This is a genomic window from Dyadobacter psychrophilus, from assembly GCF_900167945.1.
GTDB classification, from domain to species: domain Bacteria; phylum Bacteroidota; class Bacteroidia; order Cytophagales; family Spirosomataceae; genus Dyadobacter; species Dyadobacter psychrophilus.
Genome location: NZ_FUZA01000002.1, coordinates 1,050,783 through 1,071,959 on the forward strand (window position 1 = coordinate 1,050,783; position 21,177 = coordinate 1,071,959).

The 21,177-nt window shown below is 46.3% G+C and carries 19 protein-coding genes; 5 read left to right on the forward strand and 14 right to left on the reverse strand.

The window, feature by feature from the left end; genetic code table 11:
- Positions 1-13: 13 nt before the first annotated feature.
- Positions 14-2,398 carry a TonB-dependent receptor gene (locus B5X68_RS11300; RefSeq protein WP_082214775.1) on the reverse strand — a complete coding sequence of 795 codons (2,385 nt, stop codon included), beginning with the start codon at positions 2,396-2,398 and terminating at the stop codon, positions 14-16.
- Positions 2,399-2,512: 114 nt separating this feature from the next.
- Here B5X68_RS11300 and B5X68_RS11305 point away from each other — a divergent pair, with 114 nt between their 5' ends.
- The 4 genes from B5X68_RS11305 to B5X68_RS11320 all read left to right on the forward strand — a co-directional run bounded on the left by B5X68_RS11305 (position 2,513) and on the right by B5X68_RS11320 (position 6,261).
- Complete coding sequence (locus B5X68_RS11305; RefSeq protein ID WP_082214776.1) at positions 2,513-2,968, forward strand: helix-turn-helix domain-containing protein; 456 nt, start codon at positions 2,513-2,515, stop codon at positions 2,966-2,968.
- A 130-nt stretch (positions 2,969-3,098) separates the two neighbouring features.
- On the forward strand, positions 3,099-4,109 hold the full coding sequence (locus tag B5X68_RS11310) for an AraC family transcriptional regulator (RefSeq protein WP_082214777.1): 1,011 nt from the start codon (positions 3,099-3,101) through the stop codon (positions 4,107-4,109).
- Between the two features lie 115 nt (positions 4,110-4,224).
- The gene (locus tag B5X68_RS11315) at positions 4,225-5,187 is read left to right on the forward strand and encodes a c-type cytochrome (RefSeq protein WP_170916631.1); all 963 of its coding nucleotides are present in this window, start codon (positions 4,225-4,227) and stop codon (positions 5,185-5,187) included.
- Positions 5,188-5,262: 75 nt separating this feature from the next.
- On the forward strand, positions 5,263-6,261 hold the full coding sequence (locus B5X68_RS11320) for a bestrophin family protein (RefSeq protein ID WP_082214779.1): 999 nt from the start codon (positions 5,263-5,265) through the stop codon (positions 6,259-6,261).
- A 33-nt stretch (positions 6,262-6,294) separates the two neighbouring features.
- On the opposite strand, the gene B5X68_RS11325 is transcribed toward B5X68_RS11320, so the two are convergent.
- From B5X68_RS11325 to B5X68_RS11340, 4 genes are all read right to left on the reverse strand, one after another.
- Complete coding sequence (locus B5X68_RS11325; RefSeq protein ID WP_082214780.1) at positions 6,295-7,221, reverse strand: hypothetical protein; 927 nt, start codon at positions 7,219-7,221, stop codon at positions 6,295-6,297.
- On the reverse strand, positions 7,222-8,460 hold the full coding sequence (locus B5X68_RS11330; protein WP_310588650.1) for an MBOAT family O-acyltransferase: 1,239 nt from the start codon (positions 8,458-8,460) through the stop codon (positions 7,222-7,224).
- 358 nt (positions 8,461-8,818) lie between these two features.
- Positions 8,819-9,397, reverse strand: coding sequence for a YdeI/OmpD-associated family protein (locus tag B5X68_RS11335; RefSeq protein WP_082214782.1), 579 nt, complete (start codon positions 9,395-9,397; stop codon positions 8,819-8,821).
- 71 nt (positions 9,398-9,468) lie between these two features.
- Positions 9,469-10,236, reverse strand: a complete 768-nt coding sequence (locus tag B5X68_RS11340) for a phytanoyl-CoA dioxygenase family protein (RefSeq protein WP_082214783.1) — start codon at positions 10,234-10,236, stop codon at positions 9,469-9,471.
- Between the two features lie 257 nt (positions 10,237-10,493).
- On the opposite strand from B5X68_RS11340, the gene B5X68_RS11345 reads away from it, so the two are divergent.
- A complete protein-coding gene (locus B5X68_RS11345; RefSeq protein ID WP_082214784.1) occupies positions 10,494-11,165 on the forward strand; it encodes an NAD-dependent epimerase/dehydratase family protein in 672 nt (223 codons plus the stop codon).
- A gap of 39 nt (positions 11,166-11,204) precedes the next feature.
- Here the strand turns inward: B5X68_RS11345 and B5X68_RS11350 are convergent, their stop codons facing one another.
- From B5X68_RS11350 to B5X68_RS11390, 9 genes are all read right to left on the reverse strand, one after another.
- A complete protein-coding gene (locus B5X68_RS11350) occupies positions 11,205-11,645 on the reverse strand; it encodes a nuclear transport factor 2 family protein (protein WP_082214785.1) in 441 nt (146 codons plus the stop codon).
- 193 nt (positions 11,646-11,838) lie between these two features.
- Positions 11,839-12,390, reverse strand: coding sequence for an HPP family protein (locus tag B5X68_RS11355; protein ID WP_082214786.1), 552 nt, complete (start codon positions 12,388-12,390; stop codon positions 11,839-11,841).
- Between the two features lie 114 nt (positions 12,391-12,504).
- Positions 12,505-13,095, reverse strand: coding sequence for a hypothetical protein (locus B5X68_RS11360; RefSeq protein WP_082214787.1), 591 nt, complete (start codon positions 13,093-13,095; stop codon positions 12,505-12,507).
- Between the two features lie 212 nt (positions 13,096-13,307).
- Positions 13,308-15,140 (reverse strand): RagB/SusD family nutrient uptake outer membrane protein, encoded by a 1,833-nt coding sequence (locus B5X68_RS11365; protein WP_082214788.1) that lies wholly within the window; start codon positions 15,138-15,140, stop codon positions 13,308-13,310.
- 24 nt (positions 15,141-15,164) lie between these two features.
- The gene (locus B5X68_RS11370) at positions 15,165-18,350 is read right to left on the reverse strand and encodes a SusC/RagA family TonB-linked outer membrane protein (RefSeq protein WP_229208369.1); all 3,186 of its coding nucleotides are present in this window, start codon (positions 18,348-18,350) and stop codon (positions 15,165-15,167) included.
- A 194-nt stretch (positions 18,351-18,544) separates the two neighbouring features.
- Positions 18,545-18,919 (reverse strand): hypothetical protein, encoded by a 375-nt coding sequence (locus B5X68_RS11375; protein WP_229208370.1) that lies wholly within the window; start codon positions 18,917-18,919, stop codon positions 18,545-18,547.
- A 154-nt stretch (positions 18,920-19,073) separates the two neighbouring features.
- Positions 19,074-20,138, reverse strand: a complete 1,065-nt coding sequence (locus tag B5X68_RS11380; RefSeq protein ID WP_082214789.1) for an NAD(P)H-dependent flavin oxidoreductase — start codon at positions 20,136-20,138, stop codon at positions 19,074-19,076.
- A gap of 32 nt (positions 20,139-20,170) precedes the next feature.
- Positions 20,171-20,917: an SDR family NAD(P)-dependent oxidoreductase gene (locus B5X68_RS11385; RefSeq protein ID WP_082214790.1), complete on the reverse strand. Its 747-nt coding sequence runs from the start codon at positions 20,915-20,917 to the stop codon at positions 20,171-20,173.
- Positions 20,918-20,922: 5 nt separating this feature from the next.
- On the reverse strand, positions 20,923-21,156 hold the full coding sequence (locus tag B5X68_RS11390; protein ID WP_082214791.1) for a tautomerase family protein: 234 nt from the start codon (positions 21,154-21,156) through the stop codon (positions 20,923-20,925).
- Between the last annotated feature and the right edge of the window lie 21 nt (positions 21,157-21,177).

The window sequence follows — 21,177 nt, forward strand, 5'->3', positions numbered from 1 at the left end:
AAAAAATGGAAAATTATTTGAGGGTGTAATTGAATTTAAGGTGGAAGCTGCGGCCTGCATTCTGAATGCGGAAGTTGTCGTAAACATGGGCATTCAGGATATTCTTGGCTTGAAAACCGATAGAGAAGCGCTCTCCGGCCGGGTTGTAAGTGAGGCCTGCTGCATGTAGCGCCTGGTTAGGGATAATGTTGGGTGCGTCAAATTTAGCTTTGCCCCAAAGTCCAAGAAAACCGTCCGGTTCCAGCGATTTGGGCACATAATCCAGGTAATATTCTCTTACAAAAGTGAAGTAATAATACAGGTTGAGCTTTCCGCGGCCGCCAATATTATTCAAGGTGCCGTTAAGCCCCAGATTTGCGAAAAAATACGGTGTATTCCGTAACCTTGCCTTTTCTTTAAGGCGATTACCTGTATCGAAAATGCGGAAATCCTGATAGGTGAAATTGCCGTTAGCGCGCAGCCACCGGTTAAGCGTTACGCTCAGGTCGGTTTCGAAACCGATGCCTTTGACATTCTCCACATTCTGATTTTGGGTAAACAAAAAATCAATGGGGACTTTTAATATCAGGTCACGCGTAATCCGGTAAAATGAATTTACTTCGAGAGCATATGCGCCGCTTCTTTCGGTCCGGAAACCCAGATTGATGTTGGTGCTTTTTTCGGGTTTTAACAGGAAGTTAGACCGGTGAAAATTTCCGTCGCCAAACATTTCATCCTGCTCCGGCAACCTCGTCGCAGCCTCCGCCGAAACCCTGAAAAATGTGCTGCCTGTCAAAGCAAATTTCAATGCTTCGGCGATCCCGAAGCTGTTTTCGGAAGTTGTCCGGTGCTCGCCCAGAGCCGTTCCGTAAATGTCAACATTGATTGTCGACGTGTTGTAATGAAAAAATTTAGCAATGAGATTGTTGGTCAATTTTTCATTGAGAAAAACCGATTGGATCCCAGCCGCGCCGATAATCTTGTAGTATTTAGCCGGAAGCGAAAGGATATCCTGGCCTGTTTCCGGTAATGTAAGTCCCAACGGGTCGCTTCCAGTGCGGCCAATGTTGGTTGAAACCACGTTAACCTCCGCTAAATGTTGCTCTCCGATCTGGTAACCCAGGTGCGTCCGTGAAGTGAAATAAGAGAATTTGATATCTGACAAACTGCCCCGCATGGTAATTTCACCTCTCCGCGAAGGACTGGGAATGAAATTGCCGTACCAATCGTAAGTGCCTTTTAATGTGTCTACCTGGGCTGTATGAATGTTGCTGGTTGTAAGAAACTGATCAATGCCCAGCTTGCCAAATTGCTTGCGGTAACGAAGTGTCGGGATCACCGAATATTGCCTGCTCACCGACGCCCCGAAAGGTTGCGACATGGTTGATCCATATTGGTTTTGCCGGTTAATGTGGAACCAGGTTATCCCCACACGCAATTCGTCGACCCATTTAAGATTTGTTAAGCCCCCATAAGCTTCTGCATAATAATTGGCAAATTTATTGTGAAACAGTCGCACGGTGGCCGGACTTCTCGCCGCGGTTTCCTGATCCGTTACAATGACGTCAACCTTGTAATCATTGTCCGATCGGTTGAGGAATGCGTCGGCGCCGAAAAAGAAGTGGCGGGTGGTGTCGCTATACAATGCGTTTACAGATGCACGGTGGGTGTTGAACGAAGCGAATTCGTACGAAGCTTCTGCGTAGCGGTAAAGTGATTTTTTGGTAACCATGTTCACCGCGCCACCTAATGCATCGGCTCCCAGGCCAGTTGGCAGAACGCCCTTATAAACCTCCACGCGTTCGAGCATATTGACGGGCACGAGTGAAATGTTGTAACCTGCTCCCAGATAGTCCATTGGAATGCCGTCCTTGAAGTTTTTGATAGCACGGTCCTGAAACCCGTTCATCATTAGTCCTGCATTGGAGCCCAATCCACCCGTTTGCCGGATCCTGATCCCGGCGGAGCGGTTCATCAATTCCACGAGTGTTGAAGGTTGTTCCTGAACCGCTTTTGTACTAATCACCTCAACTTTAATGGGTTGCAGCTTTGCTTGTTGTGTTTCTGTTTTGCCCGTCACCTGCACTTCCGAAAGTTGTGTATGATCTTCTTCCAGTATGAAAGTGGTTTCTTTGGACTGCCCGGAAACGGTTACCGCTTTTTTCATCTGCTTGTAACCGATGTGTTGCACGGCCAGCGTGTATTTTCCCCTCGGGACGCCGGTTATTTCAAACTTTCCTTCGCTATCCGTAATCGTGCTTTTATTTAGTTCGACAAGCTGAACCGATGCGCCGAAGAGCGGCCCGTTCTTATCGCTGATAATTCCTTTGAAGCTATAAGTTTCTTGTGCACAAACAGTTATAGTCGTACAGATGAGTAGGAAAATAAAAAAAGAGAAATGAATGTAAAAACGTCCCAATTCTATTTAGTTTTGCTTAATTAGACTGTTTAAAAATAGTTGCAAAGGTAGCTTTCGGCCGAGCCATGCGTTAACGCAATATGCAGTTTTAATGCCGCGAAAAACAGGAATTTGATGAAAGTTGTATTAAAGTCAGAGACATTCAGCATTGAAATTGAACTTCCCCGGGAAATGATCGAAGCGATCGAATCGCTTGCGCAACAAATTGATCAGGCGAAACCGCAACATCCCAGGAAAACGTCATTGAGGCAGGCGGACATTGAAAAATTACACGAGGTCAGAAATTTGCTGCTTGCCAACCAACAAACCCCGTTTTCGATAGAAGAACTCTCCAAAATAGCGGGGATTAACCGGACCAAATTGCAGGAAGGGTTCAAGGAATTATTTGGAAATACCATTTTCGGTTACCTGTCCGATCAGCGCCTGGAAGATGCGCGTAAGCTCATCGTTGATAGCGTGAATATTTCCATTTCGGAAGTTGCTGCCATGTCAGGTTATAAAAATCCACAGCATTTCACGGCTGCATTCAAACGTAAATTCGGTGTGTTACCGAGGGATGTTCGGAGGTAAATGGCGTAAAAGTTGGCCGTAATATTACCATTGAATAGCTCATTAAGGCTTTTTCGTTTTTTAATGCAAACTTGTTGTTAATTCCGGGCTATCATATTGCAAGCCGTTAAACGCCATTTCGTTTATACCTATGTACGGAACAATTCGCGTTCTGAGAAACATTATTTATGCGGCTACGGCAAAAGGCGGTAACCTCGGTAAATTATGTGCCGCGTTGGGTATACATCCGTCAGATCTGCATGATGGTGACAGGAAGATCGCCGGCGTGAAGCCTGTAATGGATCTTTGGGACGAAGTGATCGCAGCCACAGGCGATCAGGCCTTTGGGCTGCATATGGGCCTCGAAAACAAGCCATCCGTCCTTGGTTTGTTGGGTTATCTGATGCAGAGTTGCCGCACTGTTGATGAAGCATTCAGCAAAATACTGACTTATCAGCAGACAGTTTCGGGATGGATCTCATATAATTATTTGATGGGAAAAGAATTCGAGCTGATCTTTTCAGTCAACCCGATCTGGCAGCAGGCATCGCCGGAAACGGCAAGGCAGGCATTGGAAACGGCGATAAGCGGCTCGCTTAGTTACATAAATATTTTCACGGGGCAAAGGGTTTTTCCATTGCGGGCAGAGCTGGCGTATAAAAGTCCGGTGTCCAGGGCGGAGTATGAAAAAATTCTGCACTGTGCTGTCAGCTTTGGAGCGGAGCAAACCAAGCTGATTTTTGCCAAAGAGGTTGCCGGTATGCCGCTCGTCAGTTACGATGAATCTTTGTATATGTCCTTTGCAGAAATACTTAAAAACAAATGCGCGGTAACAAGCACTCAGAGTAGCTTTGCGGAACAGGTAAGGAGGGTAATTATTCAGGATTTTTATGGTAAAATCCCTTCTCTGCAAATCATAGCAGCACATATGAACCTCAGTGAACGCTCATTGCAGCGGCGATTACAGCAAGAAAGCGAAAGTTACCGTTCCCTGGGGGCCACGATCAAGCAGGAATTAGCATTTAACCTGCTGAAAAACACAGATGCAACAGTGCTCGCCATCTCCGAAGTGCTTGGTTACACCGAACCAAGCGCCTTTCATCGCGCATTTAAAAATTGGACCCAAACCAGCCCCGTTCAGAAAAAGCGCACGCTGGGATAAAGCGATAATCTTGTCGCACCTGGCGTAAAATGTCATTTTATTGGCGTAAAAGATTAGCCGTTCCGTTACGGCAATGCGGTTGTTTTGTGCTTGCATTAAGACAAGAATCAAAGCCATGAAAAAAAAATTGAAAACCGTTTCCAAAATCCTGGGGGCGATCGCGATCATTGTAAGTGTTTTTTTAATTTATGTTCAAATCAGTTATAAAAAGCAATTTAAGGTGCCCGCAACAGGCATCAGGGCAAGCAAGGATTCGGCGGTTGTCGCGCGGGGGAAATATCTAGTAATGGGCCCAGGACATTGCTGGAATTGCCACGCCCCGGACGGGGAAACCAATTTGCAATCGGGCTCGAAAGTAGGGATGATTGGTGGTAAGGAATTTAAATTGCCTTTTGGCACGGTATACTCCCCGAATATTACCGCTGATACGGTAACAGGAATCGGAGGTTTCAGTGATGAAATGCTTGCACAGGCAATCCGCTATTCGGTGCGACATGACAAAACGGCACTCGTTCCGTTTATGAGCTACAATGGCATGAGCGATAACGATATTCAAGCCGTTATCTCTTACTTGCGTACAACGCGGCCCGTAAGGCACAAAGTAAAGGAAACCACCATCAACATAATCGGGAAAGCGGTGGTCCGTTTTGTGCTTAAACCGGTTTTCTCCGAGCCCGCACCTAAGCCATTCATACAGCCCGATACAACGTCAGAGTATGGCAGTTATCTCGCGACTTCTGTTGGTAACTGTGTTGGATGTCATACGCAGCGAGACAAGAATACGGGCGAATTTGCGGGAAGTAAATTTGCAGGAGGTTATCAGATTTCGGTTTCCGATGGAACATTCACTACGCCCAATCTCACTCCTGATTCGGCAACCGGTGCTATCGTAAAATGGAAGGCAGCCGATTTTGTCCAGCGATTCAAAACCGGTGCCGTATATCCACGGACGCCCATGCCCTGGAAATCGTTTCAAACATTCACTGACAATGATCTGAAAGCGCTTTACTATTACTTCAACTCATTACAGCCGGTTAGTAATAAAGTAACGGTATTTCAGCAAAAAGTCCGGGATTGAATAGTGCGAACGGGTTTTTCGGTGAAAAAATGTATTTTTATCGCATTCACTCACCATCCATATTGAATCTGTAAGATGTACGTAAATCGCTACTTGTCTCCGCTCATCGTCTACTATTACTCGTGGCGAATGGTGCTGTTTTCTCTCTTTACCGGCTCCATGGCCATTTTTGTTTACACTTATCTGGGATGGGGATGGGTTGCAATTCCCTGGTTGCCAGTGTCCCTGATTGGTACGGCAACTGCTTTTTTTGTTGGTTTTAAAAACAATCAATCCTACGACCGAAGCTGGGAAGCGCGCAAGATCTGGGGCAGCATTACGAATCACAGCCGTTCTTTCGGAGCAGCGTTAAGGGCTTTTGCTTCCCAGGATCAGACAAAATTCGTGGACGAGGATGATGATGTCAAAATCATGATTTACAGGCACATTGCATGGCTATATGCACTGAAAAATGCGATGGCACAGCGTACAGCCTGGGAACATAAGGACCGTGCAAGTAAGCGCCAGCGTGACGCACTGCACAAATCACAAACGCCTTGCGAGATCGAAATAGAAAAGTATCTTCTTGCCAGTGAACACCTTGCCCTTAAAAACAAGAAAAATCTTCCGACACAAATTTTGGATAAACAATCGCAGCATTTGTCGAGACTCAGAGAAGCGGGCAGGGTGGATGCTTACCAGCACGTTGCCCTGCAAGACCTGATTTCCAGCCTTTACGATGAACAGGGAAAGAGTGAACGGATCAAGAATACACCGTTTCCCCGTCAGTATGCCACCACTTCTAACCTGTTTATTTTCGTTTTCATGACGTTGCTTCCTTTTGGGTTGCTGCCGCAGTTCGTCGAGCTGGGAGAGCGGTATATGTTTCTGCTCATCCCATTCAATATGATCGTTTCCTGGGTTTTTATGTTCATGGAATATGTAGGTGACATTAGCGAAAATCCTTTTGAAGGACTGCTGAACGACATTCCAATCGGCACCATTGTCCGTAATATTGAAATCGACCTCATTGATATGCTGGATAATGAGCCAACCCCGGAAAAGTTACAACCTTATTACGGAGCATTGTTTTAATGTGATGCGATTGGCAGATCACTTATGCCAATTTCACAACTGAGTGGATTGCAGCCATTTCTGTAAGTGAAGAGAGACTTGATCTGCTGCCTGTTTATGGCCATAACAAGTCCAGTGACGATCGTAAATAAACGTCCATTCACCTTGCCCTTCCGAATTCAGCGAAATCGTTTTGAATCCGGCGGCCTGGACTTCCTGTTTCAACGCGTCGGGAAGTTTTGGGTGGAAGACGATAATTTTGTTTTGCACATCATATTTTTCCTTCACAAACTGCATGAGCGACTTCATGTGATTGGCGTGATCTGGTTGCTTAACCGTTTTGACAGGAGCGTGTGCAGCCATATTAAACTTGATCTCGGTTAAAGGGAATCTCTGGAACAAATAATAGGCGAATTTGACATTATACAGCATTGATTTCAGCCTTGCGGACTTCATTATTCCTGCAACAACTTTTTTGTTTGTCAGATCCACCTGGGTAATATCCGGGTGGACCTTAATTTCCCTCACACTTTCAGTAAAGTCGGTTGGATTTACATATATCAGATGGAGCTTGGGTTTTAGTGAATCCATGCTGTTCGCGATTTCCATGGCCTCAATAAACGAGACTCCCGAGCGGGCAGCTTCCACGAAATTCATTTCGGGGACGCGGGCTTTGAGTAACAAATCCTGATGGCATTCCGTTGGGTTCATGAAATTTTCGATGAAAGAATCACCGATAACTGTGACAAGATTGTCATAGCTTTTTGGCAAGGTGCCTGTCCAGCCCAGTTCATTTGTGGCCCAGCTGTGGTTACCACCTTTCCAGTAACCTTGCTGTTTGGGGCTATACCGCTGAATGTTAGCTGCATCCAGATAACGTTTCGGGACTTCGCTTGTCAAATGCCAAACCCTTACCACGGCTTCACCCAAGACAAATCCGGCCAAAAGAAAAATGACAAATTTGAATAAAAACTTACCCATCTAGAATTGAAAATAAATGAACTGTTGTTGTTTACCGGTAAAAACGAAGATCGCAATCACCAAACAATAATAGAATCCCCATTTAACCGGCTTCGGCCAGTTAAAACCAAATCGTGCAATGGCATAAGGGTGCTCGCGCCCCAGCCATTCTAAAATAAAAAAACCGGCAATCAGAAGCAGCAAATCTTTGCGAACCAGCTCAGGTGCTGTAAACAGGCTTGCAGAAAAGATTTCACTGATATACTCGAATGCATGCCTTATATTTTCCGCCCTGAACAATATCCATGCAAACACAGTCATAGTAAATGTAACCAGCATGTGAACCACATCGCTAACCGTGGGTAATAAACGTCCTTTTGCCACGATGTCCAGGTTCTCACGGTTGCTTTTTGAAAGCAGCAACGGAAGGAAGTAAATAGCGTTGAGCGCACCCCAGGCAAGAAATGTCCAGTTAGCCCCATGCCAGAAGCCGCTTAGCAGAAAGATGATGAATGTGTTTCGCACTTTCAGCCAAATGCTGCCACGGCTTCCTCCCAGCGGGAAATACACGTAATCTCTAAACCACGAGGAAAGTGAAATGTGCCAGCGTCGCCAGAATTCGGCAATGTCCCTCGAAAAATAGGGATAGGAAAAATTGCGTAATAATTCAATCCCCATAATTCTGGCAACACCCAAAGCAATATCCGAATAGCCGGAGAAATCCCCGTAAATCTGCATGGCGAAGAAAAAAGCGCCTAAAAGCAATGTGCTGCCCCCGTAAGCTTCATGATTGTTAAAAGCCAGATTAGCAAGCTCGGCGCAGTTGTCGGCAATGACAATTTTCTTGAAAAGTCCCCAGAGTATTTGCCTGAGCCCATCAGAGGCTTGTGCGTAGCTAAAAACCCTCTTTTTCTGAATTTGCGGTAAAAGGTGCGTTGCGCGCTCTATGGGACCAGCGACCAAAAGCGGAAAGAAACTCACAAAAACGGCATAGTCCACCAGGTCTCTCTCCGGCTTGATCCTGTTCTTATAAATGTCAATAACATAAGACAAACCATGAAAAGTGTAAAACGAGATGCCGACTGGCAACACCAGGTTTAATGTATGTGGATTAACGGATAAGCCGAGCAGCGAAAGCCCTTCCGCAAAAGATTCTGCAAAGAAATTATAGTATTTAAGTACCCCCAGCAGCGAGAGGTTAATGGCGATACTCAGAACGAGCCAAAATTTTCTTACACGCGGAATTTCTGAGCTTCCCATTTTAAGCCCTGTATAGTAGTCGAGGGCAATGGAAAATATGAGAAGAAATACAAACCGATAATCCCAGCAAGCATAAAAATACAAGCTTGAAATGAGCAAGATTATGTTCTGCAACCTTAAACTGTTTCTAGCAAAAATCCAGTAGAGAAAAAGAACAACCGGAAAAAAGAGGGCAAAACTCAGAGAGTTGAAAAGCATTGTCCAAACAAGTTTTTAATAGTGTGTCCATGGGCATCTGCCACGTGATATCGCAAATATAGCTATTCCATGATAATTTGCAACATTACAGTGTTTACGTGATATTACTAACATAGTATATATTTAACTTATTGATTATCAAAGTTATATGTGCAAATAATTAAATTTTCGCCCGAATGTTATCAGCTGCTTTCTCGGCAGTCAATATAACGCGTTGCTGCCGGGTTTCGGGTCTTTTTGCGTCCGAAATCCAGGTCAGTATCAGGCGTTTTGCTGAGGGTGGAAAGGCAAGAAAATTTTTGAGTGCAGCTTCGTTTTTGTCAAGCAATGCCTGTAAATCGGGCGGGATTACGGCATTCTCTGCGTCGACCAATGCGTCCCAGGTCCCGGTTTCTTTGGCAAGGTCGATCAGCGCCTGGCCTTGCGGGGTCATTAAGCCCGCGGCGGTTAACCGTTCGACGCGTTCCTTATTGACGGCGCTCCATTTGCCAGTCGTCTTTCGTGGCGTGAACATCAGGTAACTGCTTTCAGCATCGCGCTTGATGGATTTTGAATCGATCCAGCCGAAACAAAGGGCTTCCTCGATGGACTCCGGGTAATATACGCTGGGCGTTGCACTGGTTTTGTGATAAATGATCAGCCAGACAGATTTCTCAGACTGGCTGTTTTTCGCAAGCCATTCACGCCATTCCTTGCGGGTTGGTGCGTAAAAGGCCTTGATGTCATTTTTAGTTTCCATGATTTTATCTCAATGTCAAGGCGGCTAAGTTAGTGACTGTCAGGCACGCTTAGCCGCCTTGTAACCTGGAATTATGAAATAGCAAGTCGAATCGCTTCTTCTACCGGACTTTCGCCATGAATGTGCAGCTCATTTCGTAACAATAAGGGCGGCTGCGCCATGAATTTTGGGTTTTGCCCATGATGCGGTTGGGCGGCGTGCACAAGAAATGGGTGACATAAATAAACCGTTCCGGCCTTACCGGTTGCAAGCACTTCTTCACGCACGGGAAGTTTGTCCAATTCCCCGGCCACTTCCATAAAGCCGAGTCCGTCATCGCCCTTGGGAAGCAGCAAGCGCGCCACATCCAAATGAGAGCCAACCCGGATCCGGGTCGGTGCATCGTGCGTTTCCACATCCGAATAGAGGAAAAGCATTAGTAAACCACGTCCTTTGGAATGCACATTAATGCGCCAGTTGAAAAAATTACCGGGGTCTGCACCCGGAAATCCCGCATCCACGTGCCAGCCCGCGTCACCGGGATCTTCGTCCGAAGGAAAGCGGATCGGGAAAGTGCCCATAGCACGCGGAGGAAGCCAATTATTTGCGCCAACCAGCTGATCATAAGCACGGTGCAGCACGGGTGAATTAGCGGACAGGACAAATGGTTCTTGAGTATACATTCCAAGACGCACGACCGGCTTTTTCCAGCTCGCGGGATCATGACGGTCCAGGCCGAGATCCGCCCAGAGAATGTCCCGCGCTGCCTCAGCAATTCCCTGAGAAAAGGCATTATCAATGCGTACAAAGCCTTTATTAATGAAATCGTTAATTTGTTTATTATCTAATGCTGCTTCCATAACATTGTTTCAAATTTGATCAAAAAAAGCACCACGCTTTGATCTGATCAGGTTTTTAAAAATATAAATGCACAATGAAACATCCCCGGTAAAAAGGGGAAAAACGTCTGATCCGACGTGTGAAGCAAATTAGAGTGTTGGAGTCATCCTCATGATTGCAAATCTAAAAATCCTCAGCAAATTTCGCAAGCAAATGCCTTCTCAGATTCCGGCATGATTTGTTTGATAATTTATTAAATTGAAAAAAACAAAAAATCATGAGCGCTGATAAAAAAGGGAAAAAGGCCATTCTGTTTGGTGCGAGTGGTTTTGTCGGTAGTTATTTACTCGAAGGGCTGCTGAATGATGCTGATTACGAACAAGTAACCATTGTAGTCCGGAAAAATTTAAACGTATCACATCCGAAACTAAAAACGCTGATCGGGGATTACCATTCTTTACCCGGCTTGAAAGACGAAATCGTTGCGGACGAGGTTTTTATCGCGCTTGGCACTACGAAAAAGAATACGCCTGATCAGAAAATATATTACCAGGTGGATCACGATTATCCGGTTTTGGCGGCGCAAATAGGGAAGGAGAGAGGAGCAAAATCGGTCTTTCTGGTTTCTGCCGTGGGGCCGGATGCAGGATCAAGCATTTTTTATATCAGGACAAAAGGCGAAACGGAGCGGGACGTCATTGCTCAGGATTTGTTGCATACCCACATCTTTCGGCCTTCAATGATCATGGGAAACCGTAAGGAAAGCCGGACATTGGAAAAGTCACTCATAAAAATCTTCTCGCTGATTAATCCACTTTTCATCGGCCCCATGCAGAAATTCAGAGGGATCGAAGGAAAAGACATCGCCAAAGCCATGCTAGCCGCCGCAAAAAAGCCCGCCGGGAAGGTGAAGATTTATGAATGGAAGGAGATGAAGGAATTGCTTTGAAATAAGGTTATCGGTATCAGGATCGAGTGCTTTTCAATCTTACTTCAATTCCAGCAACGTCACATGCGCGTTGATCGCGACCCAAGTTCCTTTTCTTTTAATGTAGACATCTGAATAGCAATTTTTTCCTTTCAGGATCTTCTCTTTGTCTTTTAACACGAAACTCGTGTAGGCGGTTAGCAGTCCTACATTGTTCACGATTTGCAGGTCTGTGCTGTCGATGGTGACGTTGATGATTTGCTGGTCCGGGGTTAGCACGTTTTGCAGGATATCGCCCTTCGATAGCTTTTTGCCCGTTGGCGAGATCATAACGAAATCCGGAGCCAAAATCCTGCTTAACGCAGTAGTGTCGCGTTTAGGATAAGATTGCAGCCACTGGGTGTTCATTTGTTTGATTACGTCGCTGTCATCTCCCTGCGCAAATGCGGGCGCAACAAAAAATAGCGGCAAGCTCACGATTATCATTATCAATTTCTTCATGGTGCGTCTTGGATTGATTTTTTCGATTTTAGACTATCTGTTCCTGCTTTCAAACATTTAAATTTTGAAGCAGCAAATTATTCGTACGATCCTAAGTTACTTCCTCCGAAGTATGGAGCATTGTCATTCAAGGATGTTTCGGGTAAGGGCCATGCGGTTCGTGAGTAACTGATCAGCAAATGTAATGGCAGCGTCATCTATATCTGCGCTGCCAGATCTTATACCAGTTTTTGTTTTTGGGATAATGGCGGTGCGCCGCACGGTTATTGACAAAAAGTGCCACCAGAAGCAGTACAAGCACACCGGTCAGCACCGGACTGATCACATATTTATAACCCAGGCTTGTAATTTTTTCTGAACCAATGTTGGCTATCAATGCCGTAGCGCCACCTGGCGGGTGCAGTGTTTTGGTAATCTGCATGAAAACGATCGATAACGAAACGGCAAACGCGGATGCAAGCCAGATCTGGTCCGGAATGATCTTGTGCACCGTAACACCCACGATCGCGCATATTAAATGACCGCCGATCAGATTCCTGGGCTGTGCAAGCGGACTATTGATAATGCCGTAAATCAAGACGGACGAGGCCCCGAAGGAACCGATCAGAAAAACGTTATCGGCTTGCGTAAACTGGCTGTTATTGATATAACCAATGAGTGCAATGCCTAAAAATGAGCCGACAAATGTCCAGAAATGGTCGTTGAAATCAATGAGGGTTTCCTTATAAATGACATATCGCGCCATGCGGACATGTTTTCTGAATCGCTTTCTCAAATTTTACCAATTATTTATTGCCTTAAAAACCTGCAAATATAATAGTTGGTTCGCGCATTCGACGGGGGTTCATTTAACAGCATCCTAAGGCCTTACAAGTTTGATATGTTTGATATCGCGGTTCAGGCCTTTCCAGATCATGCTTTGCGTGTTATAGTCAATCTCAATGGAGTAGTTTTCACCGGTTAATCCCAAATCCCGAAAGAACAATTCATCATCTTGCCATGGGCGGGATCCGTTGGGAAAGTTCGTTTCAAACAATGTGAATGCTTGCGGCCCAGTCCTATCAACGATACGTTCAGCAGCCGCATTTAACCTGAAAGCAACCGGCCAAACTTTTCCTTGCAGCAAAAGCTCACCGCTGCAAACCGGATTGCGACGGTCTTCTTCTCTTGAAATACTTTTGATTTCCAGTTCGGCAAAATCCCTGAAAATCGTATCCTTTTTTACCGAGCCGGTTGGGTTGGAATACTTGATATCAAACTCCACTTCCTGCATTTTCCATCTTCCGTACAAATGATCAACCAGCGTGTCCATGATCTGGACTGCTCCTTTATCAAAGTCAATGTGCTCAACAATTGCCGGATCAGGCTCTATGCGATCCTTGACTTTGCATTGTACCAGGCCAGCGCTAAGCATCAGCAGAAGCGCGAAAGAAGTGTAATTTTTTCTCATAGCATGAATAGATTCAAGAAGTTGTGAAAATAGAAAATCAGTCGATAATTTATATTATGTAACCGTTAATAAATTTAATTTTTTCTTCTCTCTCAAAAAATTGTTTTCCAAAATCCTCCTGGTTGGAGTAATTAGAAAAGCAAAATGGCTCCGGGTTTCCGGAGCCATTTTGCATGCATATTTTAATTTTTCCCAAATGCGTTTTCAATCCCTTATTCAGGAATAGAAGTCAATGCCGGAACATTGTTTTGGAAACCATTATAACCTTTGTTCTGGTTGATCCTTCCCTGCACATTGCCATCGATCGCGGACTGAGGAACGGGCCAGAGCACGTGATATGGGCTCATCGTATATTCATCGGCGTGGCGCGTTTTCACCCCCTTGTTGTAGAAATCGCTTTTCTCCATTACCCGGTCGTAAAAATAATTGCTTTCTGAGAAGCTTTCTAAGTTGTAAGTCTTGCCGTTTGGCGCAGGCTTGCCAGTCATGGCGAAGATGTAGGCAATACGGGTCAACTCGGTTTTACGGGGCTCTTCAAAATACAACTCCCTTGCACGCTCGTCCAGGACTGTTCCAATGTTCACTTTCGCGGGCAGGATCGGGCTGCAATTGGCGCGGGTGCGAACGGCATTAATGTCCGCTGCTGCCTTCACCAGATCGCCTTTCCACGCGTAAGCTTCGGCTCTCAACAGATAAGTTTCGGCGAGACGGAACACATACCAGTCGGTGTTTCCACCTTGTGGCTGAATGCGCTGGGGATCTTCGATGAAGAGTTTGTAATTAGGCCAGTCAAACCAGCATCTGATCGTGTCAATGGTTAGCAATGCACCCGCAGCGTTGCGCAATTGCAGATTTTTGCCGTAGTAAGGATCATTGGCCTTGATCGCCGGATTGTTGTAAACAATGTCCTCCATGCGTGTCCAGTTTCCCGGCGCGTGGCGGAGATCTTTTTTATCATCCCAAACACCCTCCTGCGAATAATAAGTCGGGCGAACGCGTCCAATTCCACGGCCAAGTGTAGTAATCTGGTCAATTTCAATGCCGTAGGTGTCAATTGTCCCGCGGTTACCAGCTGGCGTGTTAATGTTGTTATGCCAGAACGGAACGGTGTTACGCATGATCTGAATTCCGTCCGGCACGTTTCCGTCAACATTGATGCGGTCAATTACCAGCATCAATCCCTCTGTATTGGCCCCTAGCGCCTTGTTTGCAGGTCGGTGCAGGTCCCAGATGACATTGCGGTTTGCCTTGCTGGCGTCTACACCAAAACGGCTCGTCATCAGCTTATGTGTTCCGCCATCAATGACATTGCTCGCGGATTTAATTGCGTCGTCGAACAGTCCTAATGCCAGGTTTATTTTTGTTAGCAAATGGCTTACAGATCCTTTGTTAACAGATCCTTTGTCCGTAACAGCAGGCACCCATTGCTCAGCAAATTCCAGGTCTTCCTTCATTTTCTTCAAAATCACCTCCCGCTTGGTCGACTGGAAATCGAGCTTAGGGCCGATTACTTCGTCCAGGATCAGGGGAACGTCCCCGAATTGCTGCGTAAGCCTGTAATAGCGGGCTGCGCGGTGAAAGTAGGCGGCTCCCAGGATCTCATTTTTCTCCTGCTCATTTTTGTAAGTAGGCTGGTCAATGCGCGATATTGCAACATTTGCATACTTTATACCCTTAAAACCTTCAATCCAATACCAGCCGATCTTGTTGTAATCCCCGCTGTTCAATTGCGCATCGGGTGTGATCAGCAGGTTCAGGTTTTGGGCCGGACCCGATTTGTCGGTTGTTCCTTCCACAGCGATGTCGGAAAATATGGCTTCTGTTACCATCGGAGGCGCATCCCCATACCATTCGATCCGCATGTTCCGTTCGCAGGCAATCAGTGTGGCCCGGAGTCCAGCCGGATCATTAAAAGTTATATCGGGATTGTAAAAAGAAAGTGGCTCAGGCGCCAGCCAGTCTTTCTGACATCCCGCTAGTGTTATGCAACCTGCCATCACCACAGGCGCCAATATTTGTTTTGATCTTTTATATATCGTATTCATTTGGTCGATTTTTGGAAGAGAATATTACAGGGTTATATCCAGGCCAAGTGTGAAAATGCGGGGACTCGGCACAGAGATGTCCAGGTTCGTATTATTATCGTTATTCGTTCCATTCTCAGGGTCCCAGAAATCCCAGCCGGATATATAGCCCAGGTTACGCACGTTTCCATAAATGCGCAGGTTCTGAATGTTGATCTTCTGAACAATGTTTTTTGGAATGGTATAAGCCAATGCTATGCTTTCGAAACGCAGGAATGATTTGCTGCGGTAAACGGCGTAACCGGTTGCCGAGCCTTCACTCGAATACAAGCGAGCCCACTCATTGTTCCGGTTTTCGGCAGTCCAGTATGGGAACACATAGGAGCTCGAACGGTCAGGAAAGCCCTGGCGGTTTTTCATTTGGTTGAACTCGCCTTTTTGTCCCAGATACGAATACATCATAAACGACGCATCGAAATTTTTGAAGATCTTGAACTCATTACGGAATGTGATCCTGGCCCTTGGCGTCTTGTAACCCTGGAAAACCTTATCATCATTGGTATATTTTCCATCATTGTTAACATCCAGTATTTTGTGGTCACCTGGCTTAACACCGTATCTGGCCGCAGCGTCCGCTTCTTCTGACTGCCACACACCCAGCACTTTATAGTTCCATAGCTCATCCACGGCGTGGCCTATGAACCATTTGTTGGTAATGTCGTCTGCTTCTCTTTCACCGATCACATTGCCCGACGCATCTTTCACAGGGACCATATTTCCATACAGTTTCGCGATCTTATTGCGGTTCATCTGAATGTTCAATGTTGAGCGCCAGGAGAAATTCTCGCGTTTCATGTTGTTGGAGTTCAGGCTCAGCTCCAAACCTTTGTTGTCCACCTGGCCCAAGTTGTCCAGCACGAAATCGAATCCAAGCACGTTGGGCAATGCTCTTTTTACCAGAAGATCCTTTGTCTGGGATTGGTAAAGTTCAAGGCTACCGTCAATGATCGTGTTGAAAAGGGAGAAATCGAGACCGAAGTTGAGCGAGTTGGTGCGTTCCCATTTCAGGTTTGGATTCTGCATTCTGTCCACATAAAGCTGACTCACCTGGACCACTGTTCCGCCGGCATTAACATGCAGATATTTACCGGTGGCGAGGTTAGACAATGCATCATATCGCCCGATGTCCCGGTTACCGTTGCTTCCGTAAGAAACCCTCAGCTTACCATAGTTCAGCCAGCTCACTTTGAAGAAAGGCTCATCCGTAAACACCCAGCCCAATGCTGCTGACGAGAAAAGTGCCCTTGGGTTTTTTTGTCCAAATGCCGAATAACCGTCCCTTCTGGTTGAAAGCGTCACCATATAACGGTCTTTGAACGAATAGAACAAACGGGCCATTAAGGCGTCAGCCGTGCTTGTTTCGTCATTACTCCACATGATCGGAGCACTACCGCCACCAATGTTGTGGTAACCCAAAATATCTGTCGGAGCAAAACCTTTGTTCGACGTGCTGTCATCCCATCTTCTGAAACGTTCCGCATTCGCAAGCAGGGTCACATCAATGTTGTGCTTCTCCGCAATGGTTTTGTTCCATTTTAAGATATTATCGATCTGCCAGTTAATGGTTTTCGTGTTGCGGCGTGATGCACGGCCGCCTTCCGCTGCCCATTCTGCATGTTTGGATGATTCGGCATTGTAGCGGTGATAAAATTCAAACCGCGGCGTAAAATTGGCCTGATAAGTGATGCCGAAGGGCAAGCCGACTTTGGCGAAAATAACATTGTTAATGGTCGTAGAGCCTTTGTCGCGGTCGGTGAAGCTGGGGGCGTAGTAGGGGTGGTTTCCTCCGCTTGCCTCCTCATTAGGCCTCCATTTATAAGTCCCGTCCGGATTAAATTCCGATCCCCAGGGCGAAAGGTTGGGAGCGAGGTTGTAGTCAACAGGAACCTGACTTTCATCCCGGTCTGCAAATTGCGTGTTGATACCAACGGTCAGGAATTTATTTACTTTCCCTTCCAGGTTGACACGGGCCCGGACTGTGCTGTATTTATCTCCTACCAAAATCCCTTCGTTGCTCAGGTAACCCAATGACATATAGTAAGATACCTTATCATTTTTTCCTGAAAGACTTACTGTGTGATCCTGGCGCAATGCTTTTTGATAGATTTTGCTATACCAGTCCACACTGCGGCCCTCCTTGTAATTTTGGATTTCAACTGATTGTAAGCCAAGTCTTTGCAGCCAAACCGTCGTTGGGTCACCGGCCGATCCATCAAATGACAGCCATTGCTCCAGTGAAACATCCGACGGCAGGTTATTGGGATTGGTAAAACGGCTTGGTTGGGCTGCTGCATTGATGTTCCGCATTACTTCTCCCCGCCAGGTCAGGAAACCTTCCGGGCTCAGCACTTCCTGATTTTTAGCCACTTCTGCGAAACCAATGTTGGTGTTCACATTGATGATCGTTTTGCCTTCTTTTCCTTTTTTCGTGGTGACCAAAATCACACCGCTGGCCGCTTTCGCACCAAAAACCGCTGCCGAACTCGCATCCTTCAAAACGTCAACCGTCTCGATATCATTGGGGTTAATGTCTTCAAGGCCACCATAATAGATGGCTCCGTCCAATACAACCAGTGGAGAACTGCCCGCAGTAAGCGAGTTGGTTCCCCGGACGCCAACATTACCACCGCCTTTCGCAGATGCGGAAAAGCCGACGTTCATACCGGGAATGTTTCCTCTCAAAACGTCCTGGACAGATTGCGGGTTTTCATTTTCAAGCTTTGTGGCGCTGATCTGGGAAACGGCGCCGGTAAGGTCACGTTTCTTTTGCGTTCCGTAACCCACTACAACCACCTCTTCAAGGGTTTTCTGATCGGTCGTCAAGATAATGTCGATCACGCTGGCGGTGCCTACCTCTTTTTCCTGCGTCAGATAACCGACCGCAGAAAACACAAGGACGGAGTTGTTTTCAGGCACATTGATCTGGTACTTACCATCCACGTCTGTTGTTGTGCCGTTTGTTGTGCCTTTTACCACAACCGTTACTCCTGGGATGGGCGAGTTGTCTTCTTTTGACAAAATCCTGCCGGAAATTGGCTTGTCGATGGTGAGATGAGAACCGGTTTTACGGGTTTTTGGCACATTGTTGGCCATCGCGGGAGGCAGCAGCAGCGTTAGCAGCATACTTCCCGTCACCATAGGTCGAAGGAATAAAGTATATCCTTTTCTCATTTGTTTGGGTTAGGAATGTTTCACATCAGCTGGCCATTCGGCTTCGCTATATCAATATTTCCAGACGAAATGAGAAAATTCTACCCCTACAACAAATGTTATTTAAGTATAAAAGCGGTTATTAATAACTACAAAAACACCGGCCTGAGACATGCTCAGGCCGGTGTTTTAAATTTGAAATATTTTTGGTCAAATCAGTTTTTTGCTTCCTTAACGGCTGTGATCGGAAATTCGCCGTCCTGTGAAACGATGGTGCCTTTTAGTGAATCACCTTCCTGAACCAATGTCACATTGAGTAAGCCGCCCTGAAAATCCAGTTTGAAGGTTATTTTGCCCTGGTCAACCACGAGTTCCTTCATTTCCATTTTCTCTGTCGAGCCAAGTGAGCCGCTTAGCTTACCTTCCTTTTCTTCAAAAGTCATCACGCCGGTTTCGTATTCAGGCGGAACGTTTGAAACAGTATACTTCCAGTTGCCTACAAGGTCATTAGCTTTTAAGAACCCATGCGCCTGCACCGAAAACATTGTAATTGCGAAAATCGCTAGAAAAAAATACTTCACTTTCATCATTTGAATCAGGATTAGATTGTTTTTACATGACTAAATGCAGCTATATCTGCATTGCTCAAATTTAGGAAATCAATCCAGATTCTTTCTACCCATCGTTATATTTTCCAACTAAATATTACTGATCGGAAGCGAGTCGCCGGCGGTTACATTTCTGCTATTTTGCAAATGCCTCATCGATCAGCGATTGCATCAGATCTGCGGCTTTGCCCGGTTTTAAATTAACTGCATTTTGTCCCGACCAAAAAATACTGAGATCTGTTCTTCCCTGCGCCTGCGCCGCCTCGCGTAAAGGTCCCATAAAACGCGATTGCAAAGGAAATGGCAACACTTCGGTTTCGTAACTCACTTCTTCCGATATCCTGTTCCGGATCATCCGGCCCATTCTGCCTGTCAGTGATTTGGAGAGCACCGTATATCTGGCTTCGTCGGACAATAGCATTTCCCGGTGCCTGGGTGTGGCATTGGACTCTTCCGTTACCAGAAATGCAGTCCCGAGCTGGGCGGCGTCGGCACCAAGGTTTAGCGCTGCCCGGATGCCGGAGCCGTCCTTGATGCCTCCCGCTGCAATAACCGGTGTCATTATCTTTGCTTTCAATTGCTGGACGAGCGCGAATGTACCCGTTAATGATTGGTGCGCAGGTTTGAGGAACGATGGCCTGTGCCCGCCAGCCTCAAATCCCGAAGCGACGATGGCGTCGACTCCTGCTTCTTCCAAGGCCAGGCCCTCGTCCAGCGTAGTGGCAGCACCAACGGTTTTAATGCCAAGTCTGCGCGCTTCGTCCAGTATGTCTTTCGATGGTATGCCAAATATGAAGCTGAAAACGGCTGGGCGCACTTCAAATAACGCTTCCACTTGTTTCTGGAACTTGGAAGGAATGTTCCGGTCCAGGTCCGGAAGTGGAATGCCCAGCGAGTCAAAATACGGCTTGAAAAGCTGCTTCACGGTTTCCAGCTTTTCGACAGGATAATCTTTCAATGTTTCGTCCACATCAGAAACCCAGAGATTAATGTTGTAGGGCTGGTCTGTCATCGACTTAATGGCCTTATCCGCAGCCAGAATCTGGTCCGGCGTAAGTGTATAAGCCCCGAAACTGCCTAGCCCGCCAGCGTTGGAAACAGCCGCCAGCAGCTCAGGAGTGGAGAAACCGCCGCCCATCGGGCCTTGCAGGATCGGATATCTGATTCCCAGTAATGCCGTTATTTTTGTTTGATTTTCCATGTTTTCAGCCGCTTTATATTTTCAATGCTTACCTAAGCCAAATGATGTCCTGCCACGTGGCCGCCATCGAGATTAATGATTTCTCCGGTTACAAAATTGCTTCCAGCAAGGTAAAGCGCCAATTCAGCCACATCTTTTGTCTCGCCGATGCGATTAAGCAAATGAAGGCCCGCAAGACTGTCTGCGTCGCTGATGCCGTTTTTGGCTTGCAACGGACTTCTGATAATTCCCGGTGATATACCATTCACACGGATATTGAATTTACCAAATTCTGTTGCAAGCTGTCTGGTCAATGCATGAATTCCTGCCTTGCTCACAACGGGCGCAGTTGCAGGAAATCCGCCGATGGCATGATCTACCAGCACCGTTCCAATGTTGATGATCGAGCCTTCTCCCTGTTTCAACATTTGCGCTATGGCAGCCTGACTTGTAAAGAAAGTGCCTTTCAGGTTAATGTCCAGGAAACGGTCCAGATAATTTGCATCGACTTCCATAAATGGCTTTGCCTCAAAAATACCGGCATTGTTAATCAGTACATCCACTGCTCCAAAGCGTGCTAATGCGGTTTCAATAAGCAATTCAGCCGTTTCTGGCTTGCTAATGTCTCCCGTAACCCTGGCCAGCCTGTCGTGATTGCCAAGCTCCTGATATGTTGAATTCAAATTTACCTCGCTGGCCGCGTTGATGACAACGTTATGGCCGCGTTCCAAAAACAATGTGGCAATGGCTTTGCCTATGCCGGTCGATGCACCTGTTACTATAACTGTTTGCTTTTTCATGATTTCTAATTTTTAGTTGTTTTAGTTCTTGTTGCAGTGATCCCCTTTTCACGAAGGACAGAAACTTGTTCGCCGGCATGGCCCCAGTCGTCCAGCTCAATTTCCTGGATCACCACGAAAGTAAGGTTAGGGTCTTTGTCCAGAACGTCGGAAAGCAGATTGGTAACCCCGGAGATCAGGGCTTGTTTTTGTTCGCGGGTGACGCCTTCGCGCGTCAGCTCAATTTTTACGTAAGGCATGGTTTTGAGTGTTTGTGTTAT

Coding starts and splice junctions, on each gene's coding strand:
- B5X68_RS11325 (WP_082214780.1), bottom strand. CDS start 7,221: ATGGGTAAGTTTTTATTCAAATTTGTCATTTTTCTTTTGGCCGGATTT.
- B5X68_RS11365 (WP_082214788.1), bottom strand. CDS start 15,140: ATGAATACGATATATAAAAGATCAAAACAAATATTGGCGCCTGTGGTG.
- B5X68_RS11370 (WP_229208369.1), bottom strand. CDS start 18,350: ATGAGAAAAGGATATACTTTATTCCTTCGACCTATGGTGACGGGAAGT.
- B5X68_RS11320 (WP_082214779.1), top strand. CDS start 5,263: ATGTACGTAAATCGCTACTTGTCTCCGCTCATCGTCTACTATTACTCG.
- B5X68_RS11390 (WP_082214791.1), bottom strand. CDS start 21,156: ATGCCTTACGTAAAAATTGAGCTGACGCGCGAAGGCGTCACCCGCGAA.
- B5X68_RS11375 (WP_229208370.1), bottom strand. CDS start 18,919: ATGATGAAAGTGAAGTATTTTTTTCTAGCGATTTTCGCAATTACAATG.
- B5X68_RS11335 (WP_082214782.1), bottom strand. CDS start 9,397: ATGGAAACTAAAAATGACATCAAGGCCTTTTACGCACCAACCCGCAAG.
- B5X68_RS11380 (WP_082214789.1), bottom strand. CDS start 20,138: ATGGAAAATCAAACAAAAATAACGGCATTACTGGGAATCAGATATCCG.
- B5X68_RS11360 (WP_082214787.1), bottom strand. CDS start 13,095: ATGAGAAAAAATTACACTTCTTTCGCGCTTCTGCTGATGCTTAGCGCT.
- B5X68_RS11385 (WP_082214790.1), bottom strand. CDS start 20,917: ATGAAAAAGCAAACAGTTATAGTAACAGGTGCATCGACCGGCATAGGC.
- B5X68_RS11355 (WP_082214786.1), bottom strand. CDS start 12,390: ATGGCGCGATATGTCATTTATAAGGAAACCCTCATTGATTTCAACGAC.
- B5X68_RS11345 (WP_082214784.1), top strand. CDS start 10,494: ATGAGCGCTGATAAAAAAGGGAAAAAGGCCATTCTGTTTGGTGCGAGT.
- B5X68_RS11310 (WP_082214777.1), top strand. CDS start 3,099: ATGTACGGAACAATTCGCGTTCTGAGAAACATTATTTATGCGGCTACG.
- B5X68_RS11315 (WP_170916631.1), top strand. CDS start 4,225: ATGAAAAAAAAATTGAAAACCGTTTCCAAAATCCTGGGGGCGATCGCG.
- B5X68_RS11340 (WP_082214783.1), bottom strand. CDS start 10,236: ATGGAAGCAGCATTAGATAATAAACAAATTAACGATTTCATTAATAAA.
- B5X68_RS11330 (WP_310588650.1), bottom strand. CDS start 8,460: ATGGGAAGCTCAGAAATTCCGCGTGTAAGAAAATTTTGGCTCGTTCTG.
- B5X68_RS11305 (WP_082214776.1), top strand. CDS start 2,513: ATGAAAGTTGTATTAAAGTCAGAGACATTCAGCATTGAAATTGAACTT.
- B5X68_RS11350 (WP_082214785.1), bottom strand. CDS start 11,645: ATGAAGAAATTGATAATGATAATCGTGAGCTTGCCGCTATTTTTTGTT.